This is a genomic window from Fluctibacter corallii (assembly GCF_025751585.1).
GTDB classification, from domain to species: Bacteria; Pseudomonadota; Gammaproteobacteria; order Enterobacterales; family Alteromonadaceae; genus Fluctibacter_A; species Fluctibacter_A corallii.
The window spans coordinates 50,819-69,601 of the sequence record NZ_JAOWKX010000009.1 but is presented as its reverse complement, the minus strand read 5'-3'; the positions used below and the strand labels follow the sequence as shown (position 1 = coordinate 69,601).

Sequence of the window (18,783 nt, the reverse complement as noted above, 5' to 3'; positions counted from 1 at the left end):
GTATAACGTTGATTGAAATAACAAAAAAGGCGTCACATGGGGAACCAATGACGCCTTTTTTTACGAAATAGTACTTACATTAGAACGTACCCACCGCTTTTACAGAGCCATCGCCTTCACCACTAATAAAACCAATCATATTCGGATTATTAGCAATCAAATTGATCATTTCCGCATCACTTGAAACCGTTTTAGGCGGCGTGCCTTTGCCAGTGAACACGAGCTTAGACCAATAGGCTTTTAACTGGCTAGAGGATTTATTTAGTACCTTGCTGTTAAATTCTTCGGTCGTCGCAGAGGATTCTTCTAGGTTAATCGGGACCGCAGAGCTACCGCTAGGAAAGGACTTGGCTTTTCCCAAAAAAATCCGAGAGATTGATGCCTGATCCAATTGTTCAGAGTTAGAAGGATGCACTATGACGGTTACCGCCATCGCGTTTAAAGAGAATGTGCTAGCCAAACATAAGGCAAGAAGTTTTTTCATCGTTATTCCCCGAGTTCTCAATTTAGATGTGCCATGGTCAGACTTAAATATAGGCAACATTGGGTTTACAGGCAGATTTTTCGTTTCTCTAAAAAACGGATACGATGAATCAGCCGCCAATACCTCATATCTATTCTTCACCATAAAGCACTTACAGACAGAATAGACCAAATTATAAAAAACACACTTAAATTGCTGAAAATTCAGTTAAAGCACGTAAATGCATCGACTTGTCTGGGCGCATTGTCATATTAAATTTTTTTGAACGGCTGGAAAAACGCACATTTTTTCACCATTCTTGAGGGACAACTCGAAAAACAGTCGTACTCACATCATGGAACAAATATCGGAAAACCCAGATAAACGGAAAACGACTTTTTCAAACAATGAGCAAGAGAACACTCACCGCTCATCGACATTGACTATTCATAGTAAACAACACGAAAGCGCTGCCAACAATGTAAGTCTTAAGTATTTTGCAGACACTAGGCATCACTCTCTAATATTGTGCGAGCCCTTGGATATTGAAGACTATGGTTTGCAGGCTGCTGCCTATGTGTCCCCACCAAAGTGGCATTTAGCGCACACGACCTGGTTTTTCGAAACCTTTATCTTGATCCCATTTTTAGGTAAGCACTACACCCCTTTTCATCCAAGCTTTGAAACACTATTTAACTCCTATTACAACGGTGTGGGCACGCCGTTTTCTCGCCCACACCGAGGTTTGCTATCGAAACCCAGTTTAAGCGATATTTTGTCATATCGTCAGTATGTTGATGAGCACATTGTTAGCTTGCTCAAAGAGCAGCCCTCACCAGACATAATTCAACGACTAACCTTGGGTTTACATCACGAGCAGCAACACCAAGAGCTACTGCTCACAGATATTCTTTATAATTTTTCATTCAACCCCCTTTTTCCAGCTTATGAAGGTGCCAGTACAGACGACAACACGCCAGATAGCATCGAGTTAACTTATGCCGAATTCGCTGGCGGTATCACCTCCATTGGTCAATCAGTTGTACCCACAACGCATGCAAACACCCGCTTTTGCTTCGATAACGAAACGCCAAAACATGATGTATTACTCTCCCCCTACTCACTCGCTAATCGGCTGATTACCAACGAGGAGTTTTTACACTTTATTGAATATGGCGGCTATTCTGATCCGTTGTTATGGCTGTCAGATGGTTGGCAGCATAGAAAAGAGCAGAACTGGACTGCGCCTTTATACTGGCACAAGAAAGAAGAAACCTGGTGGCAGTTTACTCTGCATGGCCTGATGCCATTACCATTATCTTTACCGGTCACCAATATCAGTTATTACGAAGCCGATGCTTTCGCACGTTGGGCTGGTGCTAGGTTACCCACTGAATTTGAATGGGAGCATGCAGCCAAACACTGCACGGATGAGAAAGGCTATTTTATTGAGGATGCCACCCGTCTGAGACAATTTCTGCCTGCCTGCGCGACGGAGTCACCGAGTTTACAACAACTGTTTGGAAGCACCTGGGAGTGGACATCGTCTAGTTATGCCCCCTACCCCGGCTTTACAGCCGCCCGCGGTGCAATAGGCGAATACAACGGCAAATTTATGTGCAATCAAATGGTGTTAAGAGGCGGCTCATTTGCCACCCACTCCAACCATATCCGCATGACTTACAGAAATTTCTTTTACCCCAAAGATCGCTGGCAATTTAGCGGTATTCGCTTAGCACGCTGACTATGAGAGACATCTAATGAGCATATTTCCTACTTCAACATTCAACGAATTCGCTTTTTACGACTTTGAACCCGAGACGGGAGACATGCTTAATGATGTAGTAAAGGGGCTATCTTCTCTTCCTAAACGTCTCTCGCCCAAATACTTTTACGATGAGACAGGTTCGACCTTATTCGATCAAATCTGCACGCTGCCAGAATACTACGTAACCCGAACTGAGATAAGTTTATTGCGGGCTCATGCAAGCGAAATGGCGGAGTCTGTCGGAAAGCAAAGCACACTGTTCGAATTAGGCAGTGGCAGTAGCCTTAAAATACGCATGTTACTCGATGCGCTTAAACCGAATACGTATATTCCGATGGACATTTCTAAACAACATTTACTCAATGCCTCAGAAAAAATTGCTACGGATTACCCTTGGCTAGATGTTAATGCAGTATGCGTTGATTACTCCCAATACTGGGACAGCCCCTTTACCGAAGCAGAAAATAAAGTCGCATTTTTCCCTGGTTCTAGTTTAGGCAACTTCGAGCCTAACCAGGCCAAACAGTTATTAACTCGGATTGCGCAATTACTTGGACAAGGCGGCATGCTGTTGATAGGCATTGATTTACGAAAGGACATTTCTATTCTTGAGCCGGCATACAATGATGCAGCGGGGGTAACCGCTGCATTCAACAAAAATATTCTCAGCCACATAAATCGAGAACTGAGTGCGAACTTTAATCCCACCAACTTCATTCATAAAGCGATCTGGAATGACGCACTGAGTCGTATTGAGATGCACTTGCTAAGTACATCTGCGCAGGAATACTCCGTGGGCGAACACACCTTTTATTTCGGCGAAGGCGAATCTATCCATACTGAAAATTCATATAAATATTCTGTAGATGGCTTTCAAGCCCTTGCTAAAGAATCGGGCTATACCTCTGAAAATGTTTGGGTGGACGCACAAGATTTGTTTAGTATTCACTTGTTTAGTGTTAATTAGTTGTAGAACCTTCTCTGCTTACTCTTGTAAAGATTATTGAGCACTTTACTATGGTATTACACCGCCGCATAAGAAACATAGCACCGAATTGAAACGTCTATTACAGCACGGTTTTCTATCCGCTGAGCGTTACACATAGTTAGCGTACCGACATGCAAACCAAAATTAGGTCAACTATTTTACCCTACCACCATTTCATATAGCATAAGCCTTGGGTCTATTTACCCTCTTAAAATATAAGGATTTATCTATGAAATATTCATTGGTAGCTGCGGCGCTATTTGGATTCAGTGCGTTTTCAGCAATCTCCTCGCCAGTATCACCAGACAATACATACCTGTTTTACGCCAAAACGGGCACCAGCGAAGTACTCACCGTTTCTCCGTCAGAACAACGAGAGTTTTTTAAGCGTATGCTTTCTTACGTGGATGAGAATGGCCAACCAGTAGATGCCTTTATGGACGCAATGGTGATGATGGAAAGTGTTCGTTATTTCAGCACAGGAGGTAACCTAGGTACATGCACCTCTGAGACCACATGCAGCCGTTCGGTAAGAATGACGAACTATATCGATGAGCAATTTCGTTTAGGTGGCTACCTTGATGTGCTCAAACAGGCGGAATCGGATGTTAATCAAGCGTTGGGGAGTACTTACCAAACCAAGGTGCCATCTATATCGGTTTACTTCGCAATTCCCTACCCTAAAACACAGGCTGTATCAGCAAACGGTACTCACAACCCGCATTATTTGAAAGAATTTAATGAGTACATGCGTGCCGTGTACGATGAATTTCAAAACTGGAAAGCGCGTAATAATAATAGCGCTATTGAAATGGCCGGATTTTACTTCGCCAGAGAGTCAATTAAAGTAGACGGTGGCAATCAGGACCTTCTCAGAAATGATGGCAGCGCGCAATCAGACACTTTCCTGTTCAATTTGAAGGCATCATTAAATACTATTTCGCCATCAATGAGCCTGATTTCATCGCCGTATCAAAATTATTATGCATCAAGCGGCGGGCTGTCGATGTACACCGCTTATCAAGGTAAGGAGGAAGGCACATTCGGGGGAGCTGTACAAACTACAAGCGGCTCAGTATTAGACAGTGTTTACCTTCAGCCAAATGCATTTCACGGTGGATTTAAATGGAAGGATGTGGTTGATAAAGAAGTCATTAAATGGACATATAACTTCTACAATGGATTTAACAATATCGCCTTCAACATCGAAACCAATGGATATCAAGCTTTCTTAAATCGAGCTCAAGATAAGGAGTTCTTTCCAGAAATCATCAACTATGCAGATTACGATCGTTACCTAGGTTTACATCAATTTCCGATCATGTACTACGATTCAGCGCGAACTTACTATGATCTTTCTTTGTCACCCACGACTCACTGGATGTACAAAGAAGCATATTTACTCAGCAAACGCGCAAGAGAGGGTTACATTGTCAATGGTGGTTTTGAGCATTTCGATTTAGTGTCGCCTAGTGGCTATCATGTGGGCTACAACTCAACTATTCTCTCAGATTACAATCCCTCTTCTCTTTTTGGCTGGACAACAAATGGCACGTTCAGTCAAAACAACCATATTGATATTGCCAATTATCAATTTATAACTGCTGGCTCAGAGCGCCCCGTTATCGGTAATGCTCCACTTGTTGCAGGCAAATACTATCGCTTCCGATTTGATGCGAAAGAAAGTAGTAATGATGGGCAAACTTATTCTGGTATAGCCGTACTTAGGTTTTATGATAAAGATGGAAACAGTATCACCAGCGGCGATGTTGGCACGCCGTACCTTAAGTATTCATCCTACGTAAATGGCTGGTATCAATATATCGCTACCTCCACCACTACCAAGCATATTGCAATTTCATTCAAACCACCTATTGGTTCGGTAAATACTGAATTTGTGCTAGGCAAGTGGAGCGGAAGTGCAAGTATAAACTGGAACAATGTATCTGTTCAGGAGCCCGTGAGCACCTACCCAGCTTACGTTTTTGGGAAAACGTCTCAAGGCGTATTTGCAAAGAATGACCTGTTGGCGTTTTCACAAGCCGCTAAGCTAAACAAAAGTCAGTTTGTGGAGTCTGAGAGAGCGCTTCCGATCCATTCAGGCGTTAGATATCAACTTCGCTTTGAGTCACAGCTTACTTCTGGCACCAACTGTTCCTCATATAATGGCGTAGCAGGTATAAAATTTTATGACCAACATGGAAATCTAATGTCATCTAGCGCATCGGGACTTACTTGGTCATCATTTTTAGGTTTACACTACCAATATTTCCTCGCGAGTTCGGATAAGGCGCTTCATAGCTACTCATTTACGCCTCCGGCAGGCGCTACCGAAGCAAAAGTGCACCTACGTAACTGGTATTGCAGTGGTGACGTCTTAGTAGATAACGTTAAACTTGCAGACACCCTTTCACCGGAAACTGACACCTCGTTCTCAGGAGAACCAGTTGCTATTGATCAAGCCAAGCTCATTCGGCTTTCAGATGACAACAACATGGCGCGTTTCATTTTTGATCTGTCAGGTACTAGCAACCGCGACCTTCAGTTCTTAAGTCGCGTGAATTGTGAACGGTTCAATGATACTCAATGCCAATCTGATATTGATATTGATGCTATCTATTTAGACGCTTCAGGCAAGATTATGGAAATAACGCAATCAACCCTCAAAGGTCTGGGAGCAGGCGAACAAACACCCAAATCTACCAATGGGTTGTTAACATATTCATCATGGCAAAAACAAACATTGCGCTTAAATAGCGCTGGCCACAAAGCCATAGTTACCTTTAGAAAAGGGAACGGAAGCAAGGCAAAAGCCTTGCTTATCAATCGCCCTCATCTTAAGTAATTCTTCTCTACAAGGGAGTGCAGAGTTAAACCTATTGGTAATGCTCTGCCCCCTATTTCACATCCCTTTCAGACTCCCTTGGCTATTCGATTGAAATGACTGAGCGACATTTGATAATTCAATTCGAGGTAATGTACTAACCAGCATAATGTAATTCCATTCTTCGTATACTCGTTACTAACCTATGTCATTAAGTGTGAAATAGGTGTGAAACCCAGCCACGTAGCGCTGACTTGCTGGCGATACGTTTATTCAATATAATTACCGGCTTAGAGCAAGATGCTCTGAAGAACGATTACGTCACTCATCATAATAAGGCACATGGAAGGCCACATAGGCATCACGCTTGTATTAGCGCGTAAATGCCATCAAAACCCGCTACAACACATGTAGCCTCATAGCCCTTTCTTTGTGAAATGGGTTTCCTCATCAACAAATAGGTTGTTCCTTCGTGCTCTATGCGCGAAGTCTCGATATTTTGTTTTTTTATATGCTTGCGACAAAGGAAATGAATAGCATGTACACCCAATCAACAGCATTGAGCAAACCGTCTCAAACGAACGCTCATCTTCCCTTTTTTGAGCTAACCGATGATTTATACATCGCACAGGGCAACAGGCGCGTCTGTTATATGCACCCAACTGACAATACCTTATGTGTTAAGGTATTAAAGCCCATATTTAAGTCTGACAAGCAACTCGCCCGAGAGATTAAATACGCTAAGCGTTATCAACAACTTAAAGTAAGTGAAAAGCACTTGGCAGGTTTCAAGGGTGTTATTCACTCAAATAAAGGCACTGGCGGAGTGTTTACGCTAGTACGAGATGCTAACGGAGATATATCACGCACTCTTGACGCCTACATCGCTCAAGGCGCAACGCAATCTCAGGTAAAAATACTAACAGACAACCTGAAAGATTATCTGATGCATACCCCCATTCAGCTCAGTGATTTAGCCATCGACAATGTCGTTGTCAGGCGAGGTCTGGAGCACGATGAAATCGTGATTATTGACGGTGCAGTTAACTCAGATTTCTTTAAACTTTGTGACTATTCAGAGACATTCCGAAAAAAGAAAATCGCGCGTAAGTGGCAACGGTTTATGTCATCCATAGAAGTACAATACTAGCTTCCATCTTTTGTTAAAAAGGCTATTCACCGGCGTGCTTGCGGCACGCCGCTTACAAAAATCGATTGCCCACTTCCTTTAATATAAAAAAGACTTTAATGAAGTTTCTGCAATGATTAACACAGAGTATCAATGATAATTCAACCTTAATCATCAATAAGGTTTTCACACCCTCTAGTTTGTAGGTCTACAAATCTTTCATCTAGAAAGGGTTCAAAAGAAAAATACCTTTTTCCATCTAGCTCGAGCTCTACTAGAATCCTAATTCTCGCCCCTCCGACTAAGCTAGTTAAAGTAGCAGGGTATACTTTAAGAACTCTTCCTGTAGACAGGATGTTTGTAACATTACGATGGATATTCATTCCGGTAGTTAAAAATCTGGGATATAAATAACCAACGGCCCCCTGATCTTCGACTACAATCTCGTTGACATTTTCACTGTCAAAGTTAATTGAATAAACACTGTTTACTTCAATTATTTCTCGGAATACCTCATCTGAGGGATAGTTTCCTTCAATTCCGCATTCACGCAAGACGAAGACAAACGGTTTATCGAAGAAAAAAAAGTATGTAAGTAATACTGTGAGACAAACAATTAAGGCGGTAAACACAACACTTGAAACATTTTTAATCTTCCTAATCATTACCGCCATCCAATAATGAGCGAGACTCCCCACTCTTTTTATATTATTTACACTTTATGTCCACAGTCCATGCGTCAGAACTGGGACGCTCACAAATCCATTTGTACTGTATAGCTGTGCTCCATTTTTGTTATAAACCCTATAACTGTTTCTATAACTAGTGCATTTTGAGCTACCGTCTTGCATATCAGCGAATTCAGACATGACTGCACTCATCACTCTAGGCGATGCTTGTGGAGACATATAAGTCTCAAGCAGATCGTGATTCAAAAAATCATAACCTGTTACAGAAATATTTCCTGCAATACGCAGTCTGAGCTTTAAGTCTTGCTGATTATTAACCCATGGACCATCATTTGCCACGTAACTTGCTGGACTACCTACACTAACTACACATATCTCAGTAGATGGATCTGACATACTAAAAAACACATCATAGAAAACTTAGGTAGCAAAAGCTCTTAAATCAACGACGTGCTTATGATAAAAACGACAATACTCAGTTCAATTTTTATTATAAGTTTTTATCTACACATGCTGCCCTGCTACCCAGGCGCTAGACCATGCCCATTGGAAGTTGAATCCGCCGAGCCAGCCCGTTACATCGACCACTTCGCCGATGAAGAACAGTCCATCTACGTTTTTTGCCTGCATAGTTTTGGATGACAAATAATCGGTATCAACGCCGCCTAAGGTGACTTCGGCAGTGCGATATCCTTCTGTGCCATTGGGTTTAATTCGCCATTGGTGAAATGCGTCTGCCACCTGTTCGAGCTGTTTACCTTGGAATTGCTTCATGGGCTTATTGGGCAAGTTGAAATACGCTAGCAGCACGCTACACATGCGTTTGGAGTAGTGCTGGCTGAGAATGGTAGACAAATTGGCATCAGGCTGTTTTGTTGCACTGGATTTAAGTATCTCCAGTAAGTCACCATGAGGATACAAGTCAAATTCAACATCGTCGCCACCATGCCAAAAGCTGGAAATTTGCAACACACTTGGCCCAGACAATCCGCGGTGGGTAAACAACATACTTTCATTGAACGAGGTATTGTTGCAACTTGCACTGGCGTCTACCGACACGCCTGATAGCTCTGCTAGTACGTCTTTATCTTGCTCATGGAGGGTAAAAGGTACGAGGCCTGCGCGCGTGGGTTTAACTGGTAAGCCAAATTGCTCAGCTAACTGGTAACCAAATGGCGATGCCCCTAACTTGGGCATAGATAAGCCACCTGTAGCCACGACTAAAGATTCACACTGGTACTCCCCTTTACTGGTGTGGAGTGTAAATCCTTGCGCGTTTTTTTCTACCGAAATGATGTCACAATGGGTCGTTACTTTTACCTTCGCGTTGTTGCACTCACTGAGCAACAGGTTCACGATATCTTTAGCAGACTCGTCGCAGAATAATTGCCCCAATGTTTTTTCATGGTAAGCAATCCCATATTCAGCCACCAGCCCAATAAAATCCCATTGGCTATATTGACTTAGGGCAGATTTACAAAAATGCGGGTTATCAGATAAAAAATTCTCGGGGCCCGCATACATATTGGTAAAGTTGCAACGGCCACCGCCTGACATCAGAATTTTTCGACCGACTTTCTTTGCATGATCAAGCACTTCCACTTTGCGACCCCGTTTACCTGCCTGTGCAGCACAAAAAAGACCTGCTGCGCCAGCGCCAATTACGATCACGTCACGTTGAATGCTCATGCTTACTACCTCTGATGAAAATCGCGCGGAGTATAACAAAAAACCGCGCTGAAAAGCGCGGTTTCATCGTAGCTAATGCCGGTGAAAACAGTACTTAGAGGCTTTCTAGCATCGTTTGTGCATCGCTGGTTTCAAAGCGGCCAGGATCTTCCAGATTAAACTTCACCACTTTGCCATCATCTACCAACATGCTGTAACGCAATGAGCGAATACCGCCAAAGTTGTCAGTATCCATATCTAAACCAATTTTTTTAGCAAACTCGCCATTGCCGTCAGATATCATGACGATTTCTTCTGCGTTATTGGCTTTACTCCAGGCGTCCATGACGAAAGCATCATTTACCGACAAGCAAATTATTTCGTCGACGCCTTTGGCTTTGATCTTATCAGCCAAAGCAACAAATCCTGGTAAGTGCGCAGCTGAGCAGGTAGGTGTGAACGCGCCTGGTACGGCAAATAACACCACACGTTTATCGTTAAACAACTCATTCGTGTGAGAGTGGGTCATTTCTCCATTCACTATGCGGTTGAATGAAAACTCAGGTAATCTAGCTCCAACAGATATCATTTTTGATTTCTCCCATTACGTATTCGTTATATATACATCAAAACGATGCTTTTTGGTTTTTATTTCCATACTTGGCTTCGTTTCGGCTAAAAACGGGGCGGCATCGGGGCGTTTCACCACGACGCGCTTGGCAGCCAATGCCAGCGCAGGCATAAGCAATTTATCGGCATCTTCGTCAGGCCCAAGTAAATGCTGAAAAATTCGCATCTCTTTTTTAACCGCAGCAGATTTTTTGCGGTGTGGGAACATCGGATCCAAATAAACGACGTCGGGTTGTTCACCTTGCCAATCTGATAACACATCATAGCTCACACCATGAAATAATTGCATTTTTTGCGGCAACCAAGCTGACAATTCTGCTGCATGTTCTGCACGCTTCAAACCGTCTGCCAATAATGCGGCTACCACTGGCGAACGCTCAATCATATCGACCTGACACCCCAAGCTTGCCAGTACAAAGGCGTCTCTTCCTAAACCCGCCGTGGCATCTAACACTCGTGGTAATGCTTGACCTTTTACGCCCACCGCTTTGGCGATAGACTCTTTTCTGCCACCGCCATGCAACCGCCTAAAGGCTAATGCATCTGAGTTAAAATCAACGTATACAGCGCCTAACTTAGGTTCATCTAATTGGCGTAGTTCCACTCGCTCTGCGGTTTGCATCAGCACAAGTCCCGCATCGACGTGAGCATTAAATGCTAACCCCCATCGACGAGCGAGTTGTTGAGCCTGATCAATAAGTGCGTCAGATTCTGCACTGACAGGAGGAAGAACTGACATATCAGGCATGACCATATTTTTGTTTATTTCCTATCCATCGATTGATAATTGCTTGCGCATGCGCGGGGTGATTGTCCCACAAATGGGTTGCCATCGTTTGTACTTGGGGGATCAATTCGGCATCACGCACCAAATCTGCAATGCGCAGCTCTGCCAGCCCTGTTTGCCTTGTTCCCAGTAACTCACCAGGGCCGCGTATTTCTAAATCTTGCTGCGCAATGTAAAACCCATCATTAGATTCACGCAATACACCTAGGCGTTTACTGGCTGTTTTAGACAATGGACTGGAATACAATAATACACAATGACTTTCGACTGAGCCTCGCCCAACCCGACCACGAAGCTGGTGTAATTGCGCCAATCCCAATCGCTCAGGGTTCTCAATAATCATTAAGCTCGCATTGGGCACATCAACCCCAACTTCAATTACCGTAGTCGCAACCAACAAGTCGAGTTCACCTGCTTTAAAAGCGGCCATTATGGTCTGTTTTTCAATCGCCTTTAAACGTCCATGCACCAAACCAATTTTAAGCTCTGGAAGTAAGCTTTTCAAAATCACCATGGTATCTTCGGCAGCCTGACATTGAAGCACTTCTGACTCATCTATGAGGGTACAAACCCAATAGACTTGTCGATTATCATTCACGACAGCACTGCGCACTCGCTCAATCACCTCTTCTCGCCGTGTATCGGGTATAACAACGGTTTTAACCGGTGTTCTACCCGGTGGCAATTCGTCTATGATTGAGGTGTCTAAGTCTGCATACGCCGTCATGGCTAACGTGCGTGGAATCGGCGTTGCCGTCATAATCAATTGGTGAGGATAGGCGCCTTGGTGCTCGCCTTTTTCTCGTAATGCAAGGCGCTGATGTACGCCAAAACGGTGCTGTTCGTCCACAATCACCAACGCGAGATTATTAAAATGTACGTTGTCCTGAAAAATTGCGTGTGTTCCCACCAGCAGATCTATGTGTCCTTCAACTAATTGTGATAGCACCTGTTCGCGGGCCTTGCCCTTTAACTTTCCGGCCAACCACCCCACAGATAGCGCAAGAGGAGCTAACCACGCTTGAAAATTGTTAGCATGTTGTTCGGCCAGTAATTCAGTGGGCGCCATTAATGCCACTTGATACCCTGCACCAATAGCGGAAAGCGCGGCCAACGCGGCCACAAGGGTTTTACCCGAGCCTACATCACCTTGCACAAGCCGCATCATGGGTACATCGCGCTGCATGTCAGTTTGAATTTCCTCAACCACACGTTGCTGCGCGCCGGTAGGCGAAAACGGCAGGTTATCTAATAAACGATGAATCAGTGAAATATCTGGCGCAATATGAAAGGTTTTATGGGCCTGACTCTGCTGTCGAACCTTTAATACACTAAGATTATGCGCCAGTAACTCCTCTAAAATAAGTCGGCGCTGGGCGGGATGCTTGCCTTCTTCTAATAGCGACAATGCCACGTCGGGTGGAGGTCGATGTACGGTATTCAGCGCATCCGTTAAACTCACTTGCTGCGCGTATAATCCTTCAGGTAGCAATTCAGCTAACCCGCCCTTTTGCACTAAAGTGAGCGCTTGCTCAGATAGATTTCGCAACGTGATTTGCTTAATTCCCTCAGTTGCAGGGTAAACTGGCGTCAGTGATTCTTCTACCTGGCTTAGTGTATCTGGCGAATGTATACGATATTCCGGATGCATCATTTCTAAGCCATATTTACCAGCGCGCACCTCACCGAAACATTTTACTACCACCCCTTTTTCAAAATTGTTTTTTTGCGCCGCAGAAAAATGAAAAAACCTTAGGGTAATCGTGCCCGTACCATCACTGACACGCACGGTTAACATGCGCTTTTTGCCAAACTGCACGTCTGCCGACATGACTTCCCCTTCAATGCTGACATGCGTGAAAGGTAGTGCATCAGAAATCGCATAAATACGCGTGCGATCTTCATAACGAAGTGGAAGGTGGAACAACACGTCCTGAACAGTAAAAAGCCCAAGTTTCGTAAGCTTTTCTGCCACTTTACTGCCGACCCCCTTTAACGAGGTAACCGGAACATTAGCCAGTGATTGCATTGTGTCCTTGAGTAAGAAATAGTTGGCAAAAACGAGATACCTGTATCATACCTTAGTTAGCAAGATTTGAAAAAGTCAGAGGAATGAAGTGGTTAGAAGCTGGGCGCTCACCGTTATCTGGTGACCCGCCCAATAGCAGAGTGAGACAATAAAACGTGTGTTAGCGAGACAGCTTCGCTGCTTGATACAGCAACTCAGGAGAAATACGTACGCGGAAATTCGGATTAACGTAGTTAAACACCACCTGACCGTTTTTATCCACCACAAATACCGCTGGTGCGGGCAGCACTGGCTTACCCGTATCGGCATCCTTTGTTAGCGAAATTTGCATACTTTGCTGATAATCTTTCGCGGTTGCATCATCCATGTAAAACCCGACACCAAATGCTTTGATTGCATTAAGCTGTTCATCACTTAACAGAGTGACTGCAAATTCAGTTTCCAACTTCTGTGCTTGTAAGCGTTCTGGCGACTCCGGCGAAATGGCCAACACCTGATAGCCCAAATCAACCAGTTGCGCTTCAATATCTTTAAGCCCCGCTAGCTGACGGCTACAATACGGACACCAACCACCGCGATAAAATAACACTATTGTCGGCTTTTGCATGAACATGGCTTTCAAGCTAACCACAGCACCGTCGGCTGTTTTTACTGTTGCTTTACTCACGGTCTGCCCATTCAACAAGGGCGTGACCAGCTCAGCAGATTCAGCAATTGCAGGGCGCGATGATGATGCCGCGTGTGTGCTAACAGAAAAGAGACAAAGGCCTAGCAACGCAAAAGCCAGTTTTGATGAGATTGATTTCATAGGTAGCATCCTATTAATAAACGTGTGTGTTTGTCCGCTACCTAGACCTGAGCGCGAGTAAATTACTTTCAAGTTAATGAAAAATATTACGATTCGTCGTTACCCTGTTCAATTGATGCGAGCTTTTCGGGGGTAAGTTGTAGTTGTTTCCACCAGTCATCGCCTTCGGCGATTTGTCCAGTTTCATCAATGTAGGGGTAAGGAATGCCTTTTATGTCACACATTTTACGCAGCTTAGGAAATCCGCCTTCAAACAAAATACGCTGACATTCTGCTTCTGATACATTTTGCTTGTCATACATGTTCGCTTGCTGACGCTGGCGTTGCGCTTCGTACAAAATGAGTGCTGCCGCTACCGACACATTCAATGACTGCACCATACCTACCATAGGAATAACGATATCCTGATCAGCCTGTTCAATGGCAACGTCGGTTGCGCCATACTTTTCTTGTCCCAGAATAATCGCGGTCGGCTTGGTATAGTCAATATCTCTAAAATCTACTGCTGTGTCAGACAAGTGCGTCACTAACACTTGCATGCCCTGTCCTTTTAGGTGACCAATAGCATCCGAGATTGTGTCATGTGAGTGGGTTTTTACCCAGTTTTGACTTCCCATTGCCGTACCACGACGTAAGCGTGTTTTTTTATCCCAAACGGCATGAATTTCATGAATACCAACGGCATCGCAGCTTCTCACAACGGCAGATACGTTATGGGGTTTATGCACTTCTTCCATCAGTACAGTAAGATCGGTTTGGCGCATACGAAGCATTTCGCGAATACGGTTATAGCGTTCTGGAGACATAGTGTTCTACTTGGGGTAATTCATTGAGATATCGAAATGGTGATAACATTAACAATGGGAGGCACTCGGCCTCCCAGAATATAGATTACTCTGGCAATTCCATGATGCCGTCAATTTCAATCTGTGCGCCTTTTGGCAATGCCTTCACACCGATGGCAGCGCGAGCAGGATAAGGCTGAGCAAAATACTGACTCATAATGTCATTCACGGTAGCAAAGTTGCTTAAATCTGTCAGGAATATATTCACTTTTACCATATCGTTAATGGTGCCACCTGCCGCTTCACACACAGCCTTAACATTATCGAAGACACGCGTGGCTTGCGTAGCAAAATCCTCAGACACCATTTCCATTGTTTCTGGCACAAGCGGAATTTGCCCTGACAAATACACGGTGGTGCCCGACTTCACCGCCTGACTATAAGTACCAATGGCCGAAGGCGCCAAATCTGTCTGAATAATTGACTTTGACATACGTAATAAACCCTAGAGTTGTTTAGATTGACTGTGTCTTGATACACGCTGCACTTCTGACATAGAGCGAATTCGCTTCATGACATTTGCTAAGTGCACACGATTTTTTGTCGTCAGCTCAATATCAACGTAGTAGATATTGCTCTCTTTTTCCTCGGTTTGCAGCCCAATAATGTTTGAGTCGCTACCAGACACAGCATTGGTGAGTTTCGCGAGTGTACCCTGATGATTAATCAGTTCGATACGCAGCGAAGCCTTGAATTCGCCATGAGGATCTTCATCCCACTTCATGGGTAGTACGCGCTGAGGCTCCTCTCGGCTCAATTTACGAATATTGCTGCAACCAGTTTGGTGAATCACCATGCCTCGCCCTGGACTTAAAATAGCAACAATTTCATCATCGGGAATAGGATGGCAACAGCGAGAATAGGTCACTAATAGCCCTTCGGTTCCCTTTATGGCAACATTTCGGCCTTTATCAGGAATGTCGTCGCTTTCACCCAACAAACGGCGCGCAACGATAGCACTTAACTCGTTACCCAAACCAATGTCTGCGAGCAACGAATCAAAATCGTCATGTTTCGTTTCAGCTACCACACGATCAATATCGACTTGTTCAATATCGTCGAGCTTCTTAGCGCCGAGCGCATGACGAAGAAGACGATTTCCCATATTGACGGCTTCTTCTGCACGCTGGCGTTTTAAGTATTGACGTATGTATGAGCGCGCTTTTGCACTCACAACAAAATTCAACCAGTTAGCATTCGGCTTAGCGCGTGGCGATGTAATAATTTCTACCGTCTGACCGTTTTCGAGCGGTTTACTCAATGAATAATTACGGCGCTCGACCCTAACGCCTACACAGGAATTACCAACATCGGAATGCACAGCATACGCAAAATCAACCGGCGTTGCGCCCATAGGCAGTTCAATAATGCGCCCATCAGGCGTAAATACGTAAATTTCTTCTGGGAATAAATCGGTTTTTACGTTCTCGATAAATTCAAACGACGAACTGGCACTTTGCTGAAGCTCCAGCAACGACTGCATCCACTTGCGTGCGCGAACTTGGGCAGTAGTCCCTTTTTGATCGCCTGGCTCTTTATATAGCCAATGCGCTGCAACGCCTTTATCCGCCATGTGATCCATCTCTTGTGTACGGATCTGAATTTCTACAGGAATACCATGAGGGCCAATAAGTGACGTGTGCAACGACTGATAACCGTTGGTTCTGGGTATTGCAATATAATCTTTAAAACGCCCTTCGATAGGTTTGTATAAACCGTGCATTGCGCCTAGCACGCGATAACAATCATCTACAGAACCGACTATGACACGAAACGCGTAAATATCCATTACCTCATTGAACAACAGCTCTTTGTTTTTCATTTTGCGATATATGGAATACAGGTGCTTTTCACGCCCCACAACTTGCGCATCAATCCCTTTAGCGCCAATGCGGGTCTCGACTTCTAATCGTGTGTTTTCGATGATTTCTTTACGGTTGCCGCGCGCTTGCTTTACTGCCGCTTTAAGCGCACGGTATCGCATTGGGTACATAGCTCGAAAACCTAAATCTTCGAGTTCATTTTTAATGTCGTGAATACCAAGACGATGAGCAATGGGTGCGTAAATTTCGAGGGTTTCGCGGGCAATACGGCGACGCTTGTCTGGTCGCAAGGAACCCAGTGTACGCATGTTATGAGTTCGGTCAGCTAATTTAATGAGAATGACGCGAATGTCTTGCACCATTGCCATCATCATTTTGCGAAAGTTTTCGGCTTGCGCTTCCTGCTTACTGCTGAATTGGATTTTATCTAGCTTAGAGACACCCTCAACTAACTCACCAACGGTTTCACCAAACTCGTTAACTAAGTCGTCTTTATCATAATGGGTATCTTCAATCACATCGTGCAGAAGTGCGGCCATGAGAGTTTCATGATCAAGGCGCATCTCAGCCAAAATGCCGGTTACGGCAACAGGGTGAGTAATGTAAGGATCGCCACTTGACCGCATTTGGCCATCGTGGGCGTCTCGTGCCAACACATAGGCACGCTGCACTTCTTCCACCAAATCGGGAGGAAGATACTCACTTACTTTATTTTTCAGGCCTTCGAATAGATACACGCGATAGATACCACTTAACTAAACTGCTTAAGATGCTCTTAGGGTAAGAATACGGTTAATTAGCGCGGTTGCCAATCTTCATCCTAAGAATAAGGTGAAGAAAATCAAAAGATAAGAGGAAAGTCAGGCCCGAATTGCAATAAATTCGGGCCATAAGCACTACTGATCAGACAAAATGTTTGCAACAGAAGCAAACTCAGCTTGCTCTTGTTGCTGCTGATCGCGCAAGTCTTCTTGCTCGATCGTGTCTGAAGTAACGTGACCTTCTTCGATTTCACGAAGAGCGATTACCGTTGGCTTATCATTTGCCGTTGGTACCATCGGTTCTTTACCTTCAGTGGCGATTTGACGCGCACGGCGCGCTGCTACCAGCACTAAATCAAAACGATTACCAACTTTATCTACGGCATCTTCAACTGTTACGCGAGCCATGATGTTCTCCGTCAAGGTCTTATAGATGAAAAAAAGGCCACATAGTGTACGTTTTTCTCACCTTGTTGAAAAGATCTTTAATGATCCTTCGTGTATTTTAGTCTTTTAACAAATCGTCGAATAGGGTTTGGTGTCTGACAACTTGTTTCACTTTTCGTAATCTACGCGCAGCCACTATGGCTTCAAGTTCATTTAGCGCGGCGTCAAAATCATCGTTTACAATGATGTAATCAAATTCATGATAATGGGAAATTTCCGCCACGGCTTTTTCCATACGTGATTTGATCACCTCATCTGAATCCTGATTGCGCGCGCGAAGACGGCGCTCTAACTCAGCCTGAGAAGGGGGCGCGACAAAAATCGTTGCCGTATCAGGGATTTGCGCTTTTACCTGACGCGCGCCTTGCCAGTCAATGTCTAGAAAGACGTCGATGCCCTGAGAAAGCGTCTCTTCTATCGTTATTCTCGACGTGCCGTAATAATTTCCGAACACTTCTGCCCATTCAAAAAAGGCATTTTGATCGATTAACGCTTTAAACTCGTCTTTAGATACGAAATGATAGTGAACGCCATCGACTTCACCCGGACGTGGATCACGCGTGGTGTGAGACACAGAAACCTGCATTTTGGTATTATGCATGTTGGTGTCTTGATGGTTTTCAAGAAGAGCTTTGATTAAGCTCGACTTGCCCGCTCCAGAGGGAGCCGCAAGAATAAATAGGTTGCCTAGCGCCTGTGCCATACAATAAATTTCGAAAATAATGTGTCGGTTAAAGTAAGCAATGGTAGCATAATCACAGAGATTACCCATCCTTAAAAATTTGATATAGGTGATGAATTCATGAATGACAGTCAATACCATGAGTTGGTAGACGAAATTTTCATTGAGCTAGAAGACGCGCTTGACGTATGTGAGGCAGATATAGATTGTGAATCTGCGGGTGGCATTTTGACACTGATTTTTCAAAATAAAACGAAAATCATCATCAACAAGCAGCCGCCGCTTCATCAAATATGGGTAGCGACAAAATTTAATGGTCATCACTTCAATCACCAAGATGGTAAATGGATTGATGAGCGCACTGGTGCAGAGTTCTGGAGTTTTATGGACGATGCGGCTAGCAAACAAGCCGAAACCGACGTACATTTTCGCTAATTACTGC

At 44.2% G+C, this 18,783-nt stretch carries 18 protein-coding genes; 5 read left to right on the top strand and 13 right to left on the bottom strand.

All coding sequences use genetic code 11. From position 1 onward, the window contains the following. Nucleotides 1-79 precede the first annotated feature (79 nt). Entirely contained in the window at nt 80-484 is a 405-nt protein-coding gene (locus OE749_RS16030) for a type 2 periplasmic-binding domain-containing protein (protein WP_263713491.1), read from the bottom strand. A 334-nt stretch (nt 485-818) separates the two neighbouring features. On the opposite strand from OE749_RS16030, the gene egtB reads away from it, so the two are divergent. The 4 genes from egtB to OE749_RS16010 all read left to right on the top strand — a co-directional run bounded on the left by egtB (nt 819) and on the right by OE749_RS16010 (nt 7,193). Beyond that, complete coding sequence (egtB, locus tag OE749_RS16025; RefSeq protein ID WP_263713490.1) at nt 819-2,207, top strand: ergothioneine biosynthesis protein EgtB; 1,389 nt, start codon at nt 819-821, stop codon at nt 2,205-2,207. Between the two features lie 16 nt (nt 2,208-2,223). Beyond that, the gene (gene egtD / locus OE749_RS16020) at nt 2,224-3,198 is read left to right on the top strand and encodes an L-histidine N(alpha)-methyltransferase (protein ID WP_263713489.1); all 975 of its coding nucleotides are present in this window, start codon (nt 2,224-2,226) and stop codon (nt 3,196-3,198) included. 250 nt (nt 3,199-3,448) lie between these two features. After that, entirely contained in the window at nt 3,449-6,064 is a 2,616-nt protein-coding gene (locus tag OE749_RS16015) for a DUF4855 domain-containing protein (RefSeq protein WP_263713488.1), read from the top strand. Nucleotides 6,065-6,581: 517 nt separating this feature from the next. Then, entirely contained in the window at nt 6,582-7,193 is a 612-nt protein-coding gene (locus tag OE749_RS16010) for a YrbL family protein (RefSeq protein ID WP_263713487.1), read from the top strand. 146 nt (nt 7,194-7,339) lie between these two features. Here the strand turns inward: OE749_RS16010 and OE749_RS16005 are convergent, their stop codons facing one another. From OE749_RS16005 to gmk, 12 genes are all read right to left on the bottom strand, one after another. Beyond that, nucleotides 7,340-7,837: a hypothetical protein gene (locus tag OE749_RS16005; protein ID WP_263713486.1), complete on the bottom strand. Its 498-nt coding sequence runs from the start codon at nt 7,835-7,837 to the stop codon at nt 7,340-7,342. A gap of 54 nt (nt 7,838-7,891) precedes the next feature. Next, complete coding sequence (locus tag OE749_RS16000; RefSeq protein WP_263713485.1) at nt 7,892-8,257, bottom strand: hypothetical protein; 366 nt, start codon at nt 8,255-8,257, stop codon at nt 7,892-7,894. A 108-nt stretch (nt 8,258-8,365) separates the two neighbouring features. Next, nucleotides 8,366-9,550 carry a BaiN/RdsA family NAD(P)/FAD-dependent oxidoreductase gene (locus tag OE749_RS15995; RefSeq protein WP_263713484.1) on the bottom strand — a complete coding sequence of 395 codons (1,185 nt, stop codon included), beginning with the start codon at nt 9,548-9,550 and terminating at the stop codon, nt 8,366-8,368. A 94-nt stretch (nt 9,551-9,644) separates the two neighbouring features. After that, entirely contained in the window at nt 9,645-10,118 is a 474-nt protein-coding gene (locus OE749_RS15990; protein ID WP_263713483.1) for a peroxiredoxin, read from the bottom strand. A 15-nt stretch (nt 10,119-10,133) separates the two neighbouring features. Next, nucleotides 10,134-10,898, bottom strand: a complete 765-nt coding sequence (locus tag OE749_RS15985) for a class I SAM-dependent methyltransferase (RefSeq protein WP_263713482.1) — start codon at nt 10,896-10,898, stop codon at nt 10,134-10,136. Between the two features lies 1 nt (nt 10,899). Further along, a complete protein-coding gene (gene recG, locus OE749_RS15980; RefSeq protein WP_263713481.1) occupies nt 10,900-12,975 on the bottom strand; it encodes an ATP-dependent DNA helicase RecG in 2,076 nt (691 codons plus the stop codon). A gap of 160 nt (nt 12,976-13,135) precedes the next feature. Next, nucleotides 13,136-13,783, bottom strand: a complete 648-nt coding sequence (locus OE749_RS15975; protein WP_263713480.1) for a peroxiredoxin-like family protein — start codon at nt 13,781-13,783, stop codon at nt 13,136-13,138. An 86-nt stretch (nt 13,784-13,869) separates the two neighbouring features. Beyond that, on the bottom strand, nt 13,870-14,589 hold the full coding sequence (gene trmH, locus OE749_RS15970; RefSeq protein ID WP_263713479.1) for a tRNA (guanosine(18)-2'-O)-methyltransferase TrmH: 720 nt from the start codon (nt 14,587-14,589) through the stop codon (nt 13,870-13,872). Between the two features lie 85 nt (nt 14,590-14,674). Next, the gene (locus tag OE749_RS15965; RefSeq protein WP_263713478.1) at nt 14,675-15,061 is read right to left on the bottom strand and encodes a RidA family protein; all 387 of its coding nucleotides are present in this window, start codon (nt 15,059-15,061) and stop codon (nt 14,675-14,677) included. A gap of 12 nt (nt 15,062-15,073) precedes the next feature. Continuing rightward, complete coding sequence (spoT, locus tag OE749_RS15960) at nt 15,074-17,188, bottom strand: bifunctional GTP diphosphokinase/guanosine-3',5'-bis pyrophosphate 3'-pyrophosphohydrolase (protein WP_263713477.1); 2,115 nt, start codon at nt 17,186-17,188, stop codon at nt 15,074-15,076. A gap of 159 nt (nt 17,189-17,347) precedes the next feature. After that, nucleotides 17,348-17,620, bottom strand: coding sequence for a DNA-directed RNA polymerase subunit omega (rpoZ, locus tag OE749_RS15955; protein WP_263713476.1), 273 nt, complete (start codon nt 17,618-17,620; stop codon nt 17,348-17,350). A 97-nt stretch (nt 17,621-17,717) separates the two neighbouring features. After that, the gene (gene gmk / locus OE749_RS15950; RefSeq protein WP_263713580.1) at nt 17,718-18,362 is read right to left on the bottom strand and encodes a guanylate kinase; all 645 of its coding nucleotides are present in this window, start codon (nt 18,360-18,362) and stop codon (nt 17,718-17,720) included. A 99-nt stretch (nt 18,363-18,461) separates the two neighbouring features. Here gmk and cyaY point away from each other — a divergent pair, with 99 nt between their 5' ends. After that, on the top strand, nt 18,462-18,776 hold the full coding sequence (gene cyaY / locus OE749_RS15945) for an iron donor protein CyaY (RefSeq protein WP_263713475.1): 315 nt from the start codon (nt 18,462-18,464) through the stop codon (nt 18,774-18,776). Nucleotides 18,777-18,783 lie beyond the last annotated feature (7 nt).

Excerpts from the sequence above, each read along its gene's own strand:
- trmH (WP_263713479.1), bottom strand. The coding sequence starts at position 14,589 with ATGTCTCCAGAACGCTATAACCGTATTCGCGAAATGCTTCGTATGCGC.
- cyaY (WP_263713475.1), top strand. The coding sequence starts at position 18,462 with ATGAATGACAGTCAATACCATGAGTTGGTAGACGAAATTTTCATTGAG.
- OE749_RS16015 (WP_263713488.1), top strand. The coding sequence starts at position 3,449 with ATGAAATATTCATTGGTAGCTGCGGCGCTATTTGGATTCAGTGCGTTT.
- OE749_RS16000 (WP_263713485.1), bottom strand. The coding sequence starts at position 8,257 with ATGTCAGATCCATCTACTGAGATATGTGTAGTTAGTGTAGGTAGTCCA.
- rpoZ (WP_263713476.1), bottom strand. The coding sequence starts at position 17,620 with ATGGCTCGCGTAACAGTTGAAGATGCCGTAGATAAAGTTGGTAATCGT.
- egtD (WP_263713489.1), top strand. The coding sequence starts at position 2,224 with ATGAGCATATTTCCTACTTCAACATTCAACGAATTCGCTTTTTACGAC.
- gmk (WP_263713580.1), bottom strand. The coding sequence starts at position 18,362 with ATGGCACAGGCGCTAGGCAACCTATTTATTCTTGCGGCTCCCTCTGGA.
- OE749_RS15975 (WP_263713480.1), bottom strand. The coding sequence starts at position 13,783 with ATGAAATCAATCTCATCAAAACTGGCTTTTGCGTTGCTAGGCCTTTGT.
- egtB (WP_263713490.1), top strand. The coding sequence starts at position 819 with ATGGAACAAATATCGGAAAACCCAGATAAACGGAAAACGACTTTTTCA.
- recG (WP_263713481.1), bottom strand. The coding sequence starts at position 12,975 with ATGCAATCACTGGCTAATGTTCCGGTTACCTCGTTAAAGGGGGTCGGC.
- OE749_RS15985 (WP_263713482.1), bottom strand. The coding sequence starts at position 10,898 with ATGTCAGTTCTTCCTCCTGTCAGTGCAGAATCTGACGCACTTATTGAT.
- OE749_RS16010 (WP_263713487.1), top strand. The coding sequence starts at position 6,582 with ATGTACACCCAATCAACAGCATTGAGCAAACCGTCTCAAACGAACGCT.
- OE749_RS15965 (WP_263713478.1), bottom strand. The coding sequence starts at position 15,061 with ATGTCAAAGTCAATTATTCAGACAGATTTGGCGCCTTCGGCCATTGGT.
- OE749_RS16005 (WP_263713486.1), bottom strand. The coding sequence starts at position 7,837 with ATGATTAGGAAGATTAAAAATGTTTCAAGTGTTGTGTTTACCGCCTTA.
- OE749_RS15995 (WP_263713484.1), bottom strand. The coding sequence starts at position 9,550 with ATGAGCATTCAACGTGACGTGATCGTAATTGGCGCTGGCGCAGCAGGT.
- OE749_RS16030 (WP_263713491.1), bottom strand. The coding sequence starts at position 484 with ATGAAAAAACTTCTTGCCTTATGTTTGGCTAGCACATTCTCTTTAAAC.
- OE749_RS15990 (WP_263713483.1), bottom strand. The coding sequence starts at position 10,118 with ATGATATCTGTTGGAGCTAGATTACCTGAGTTTTCATTCAACCGCATA.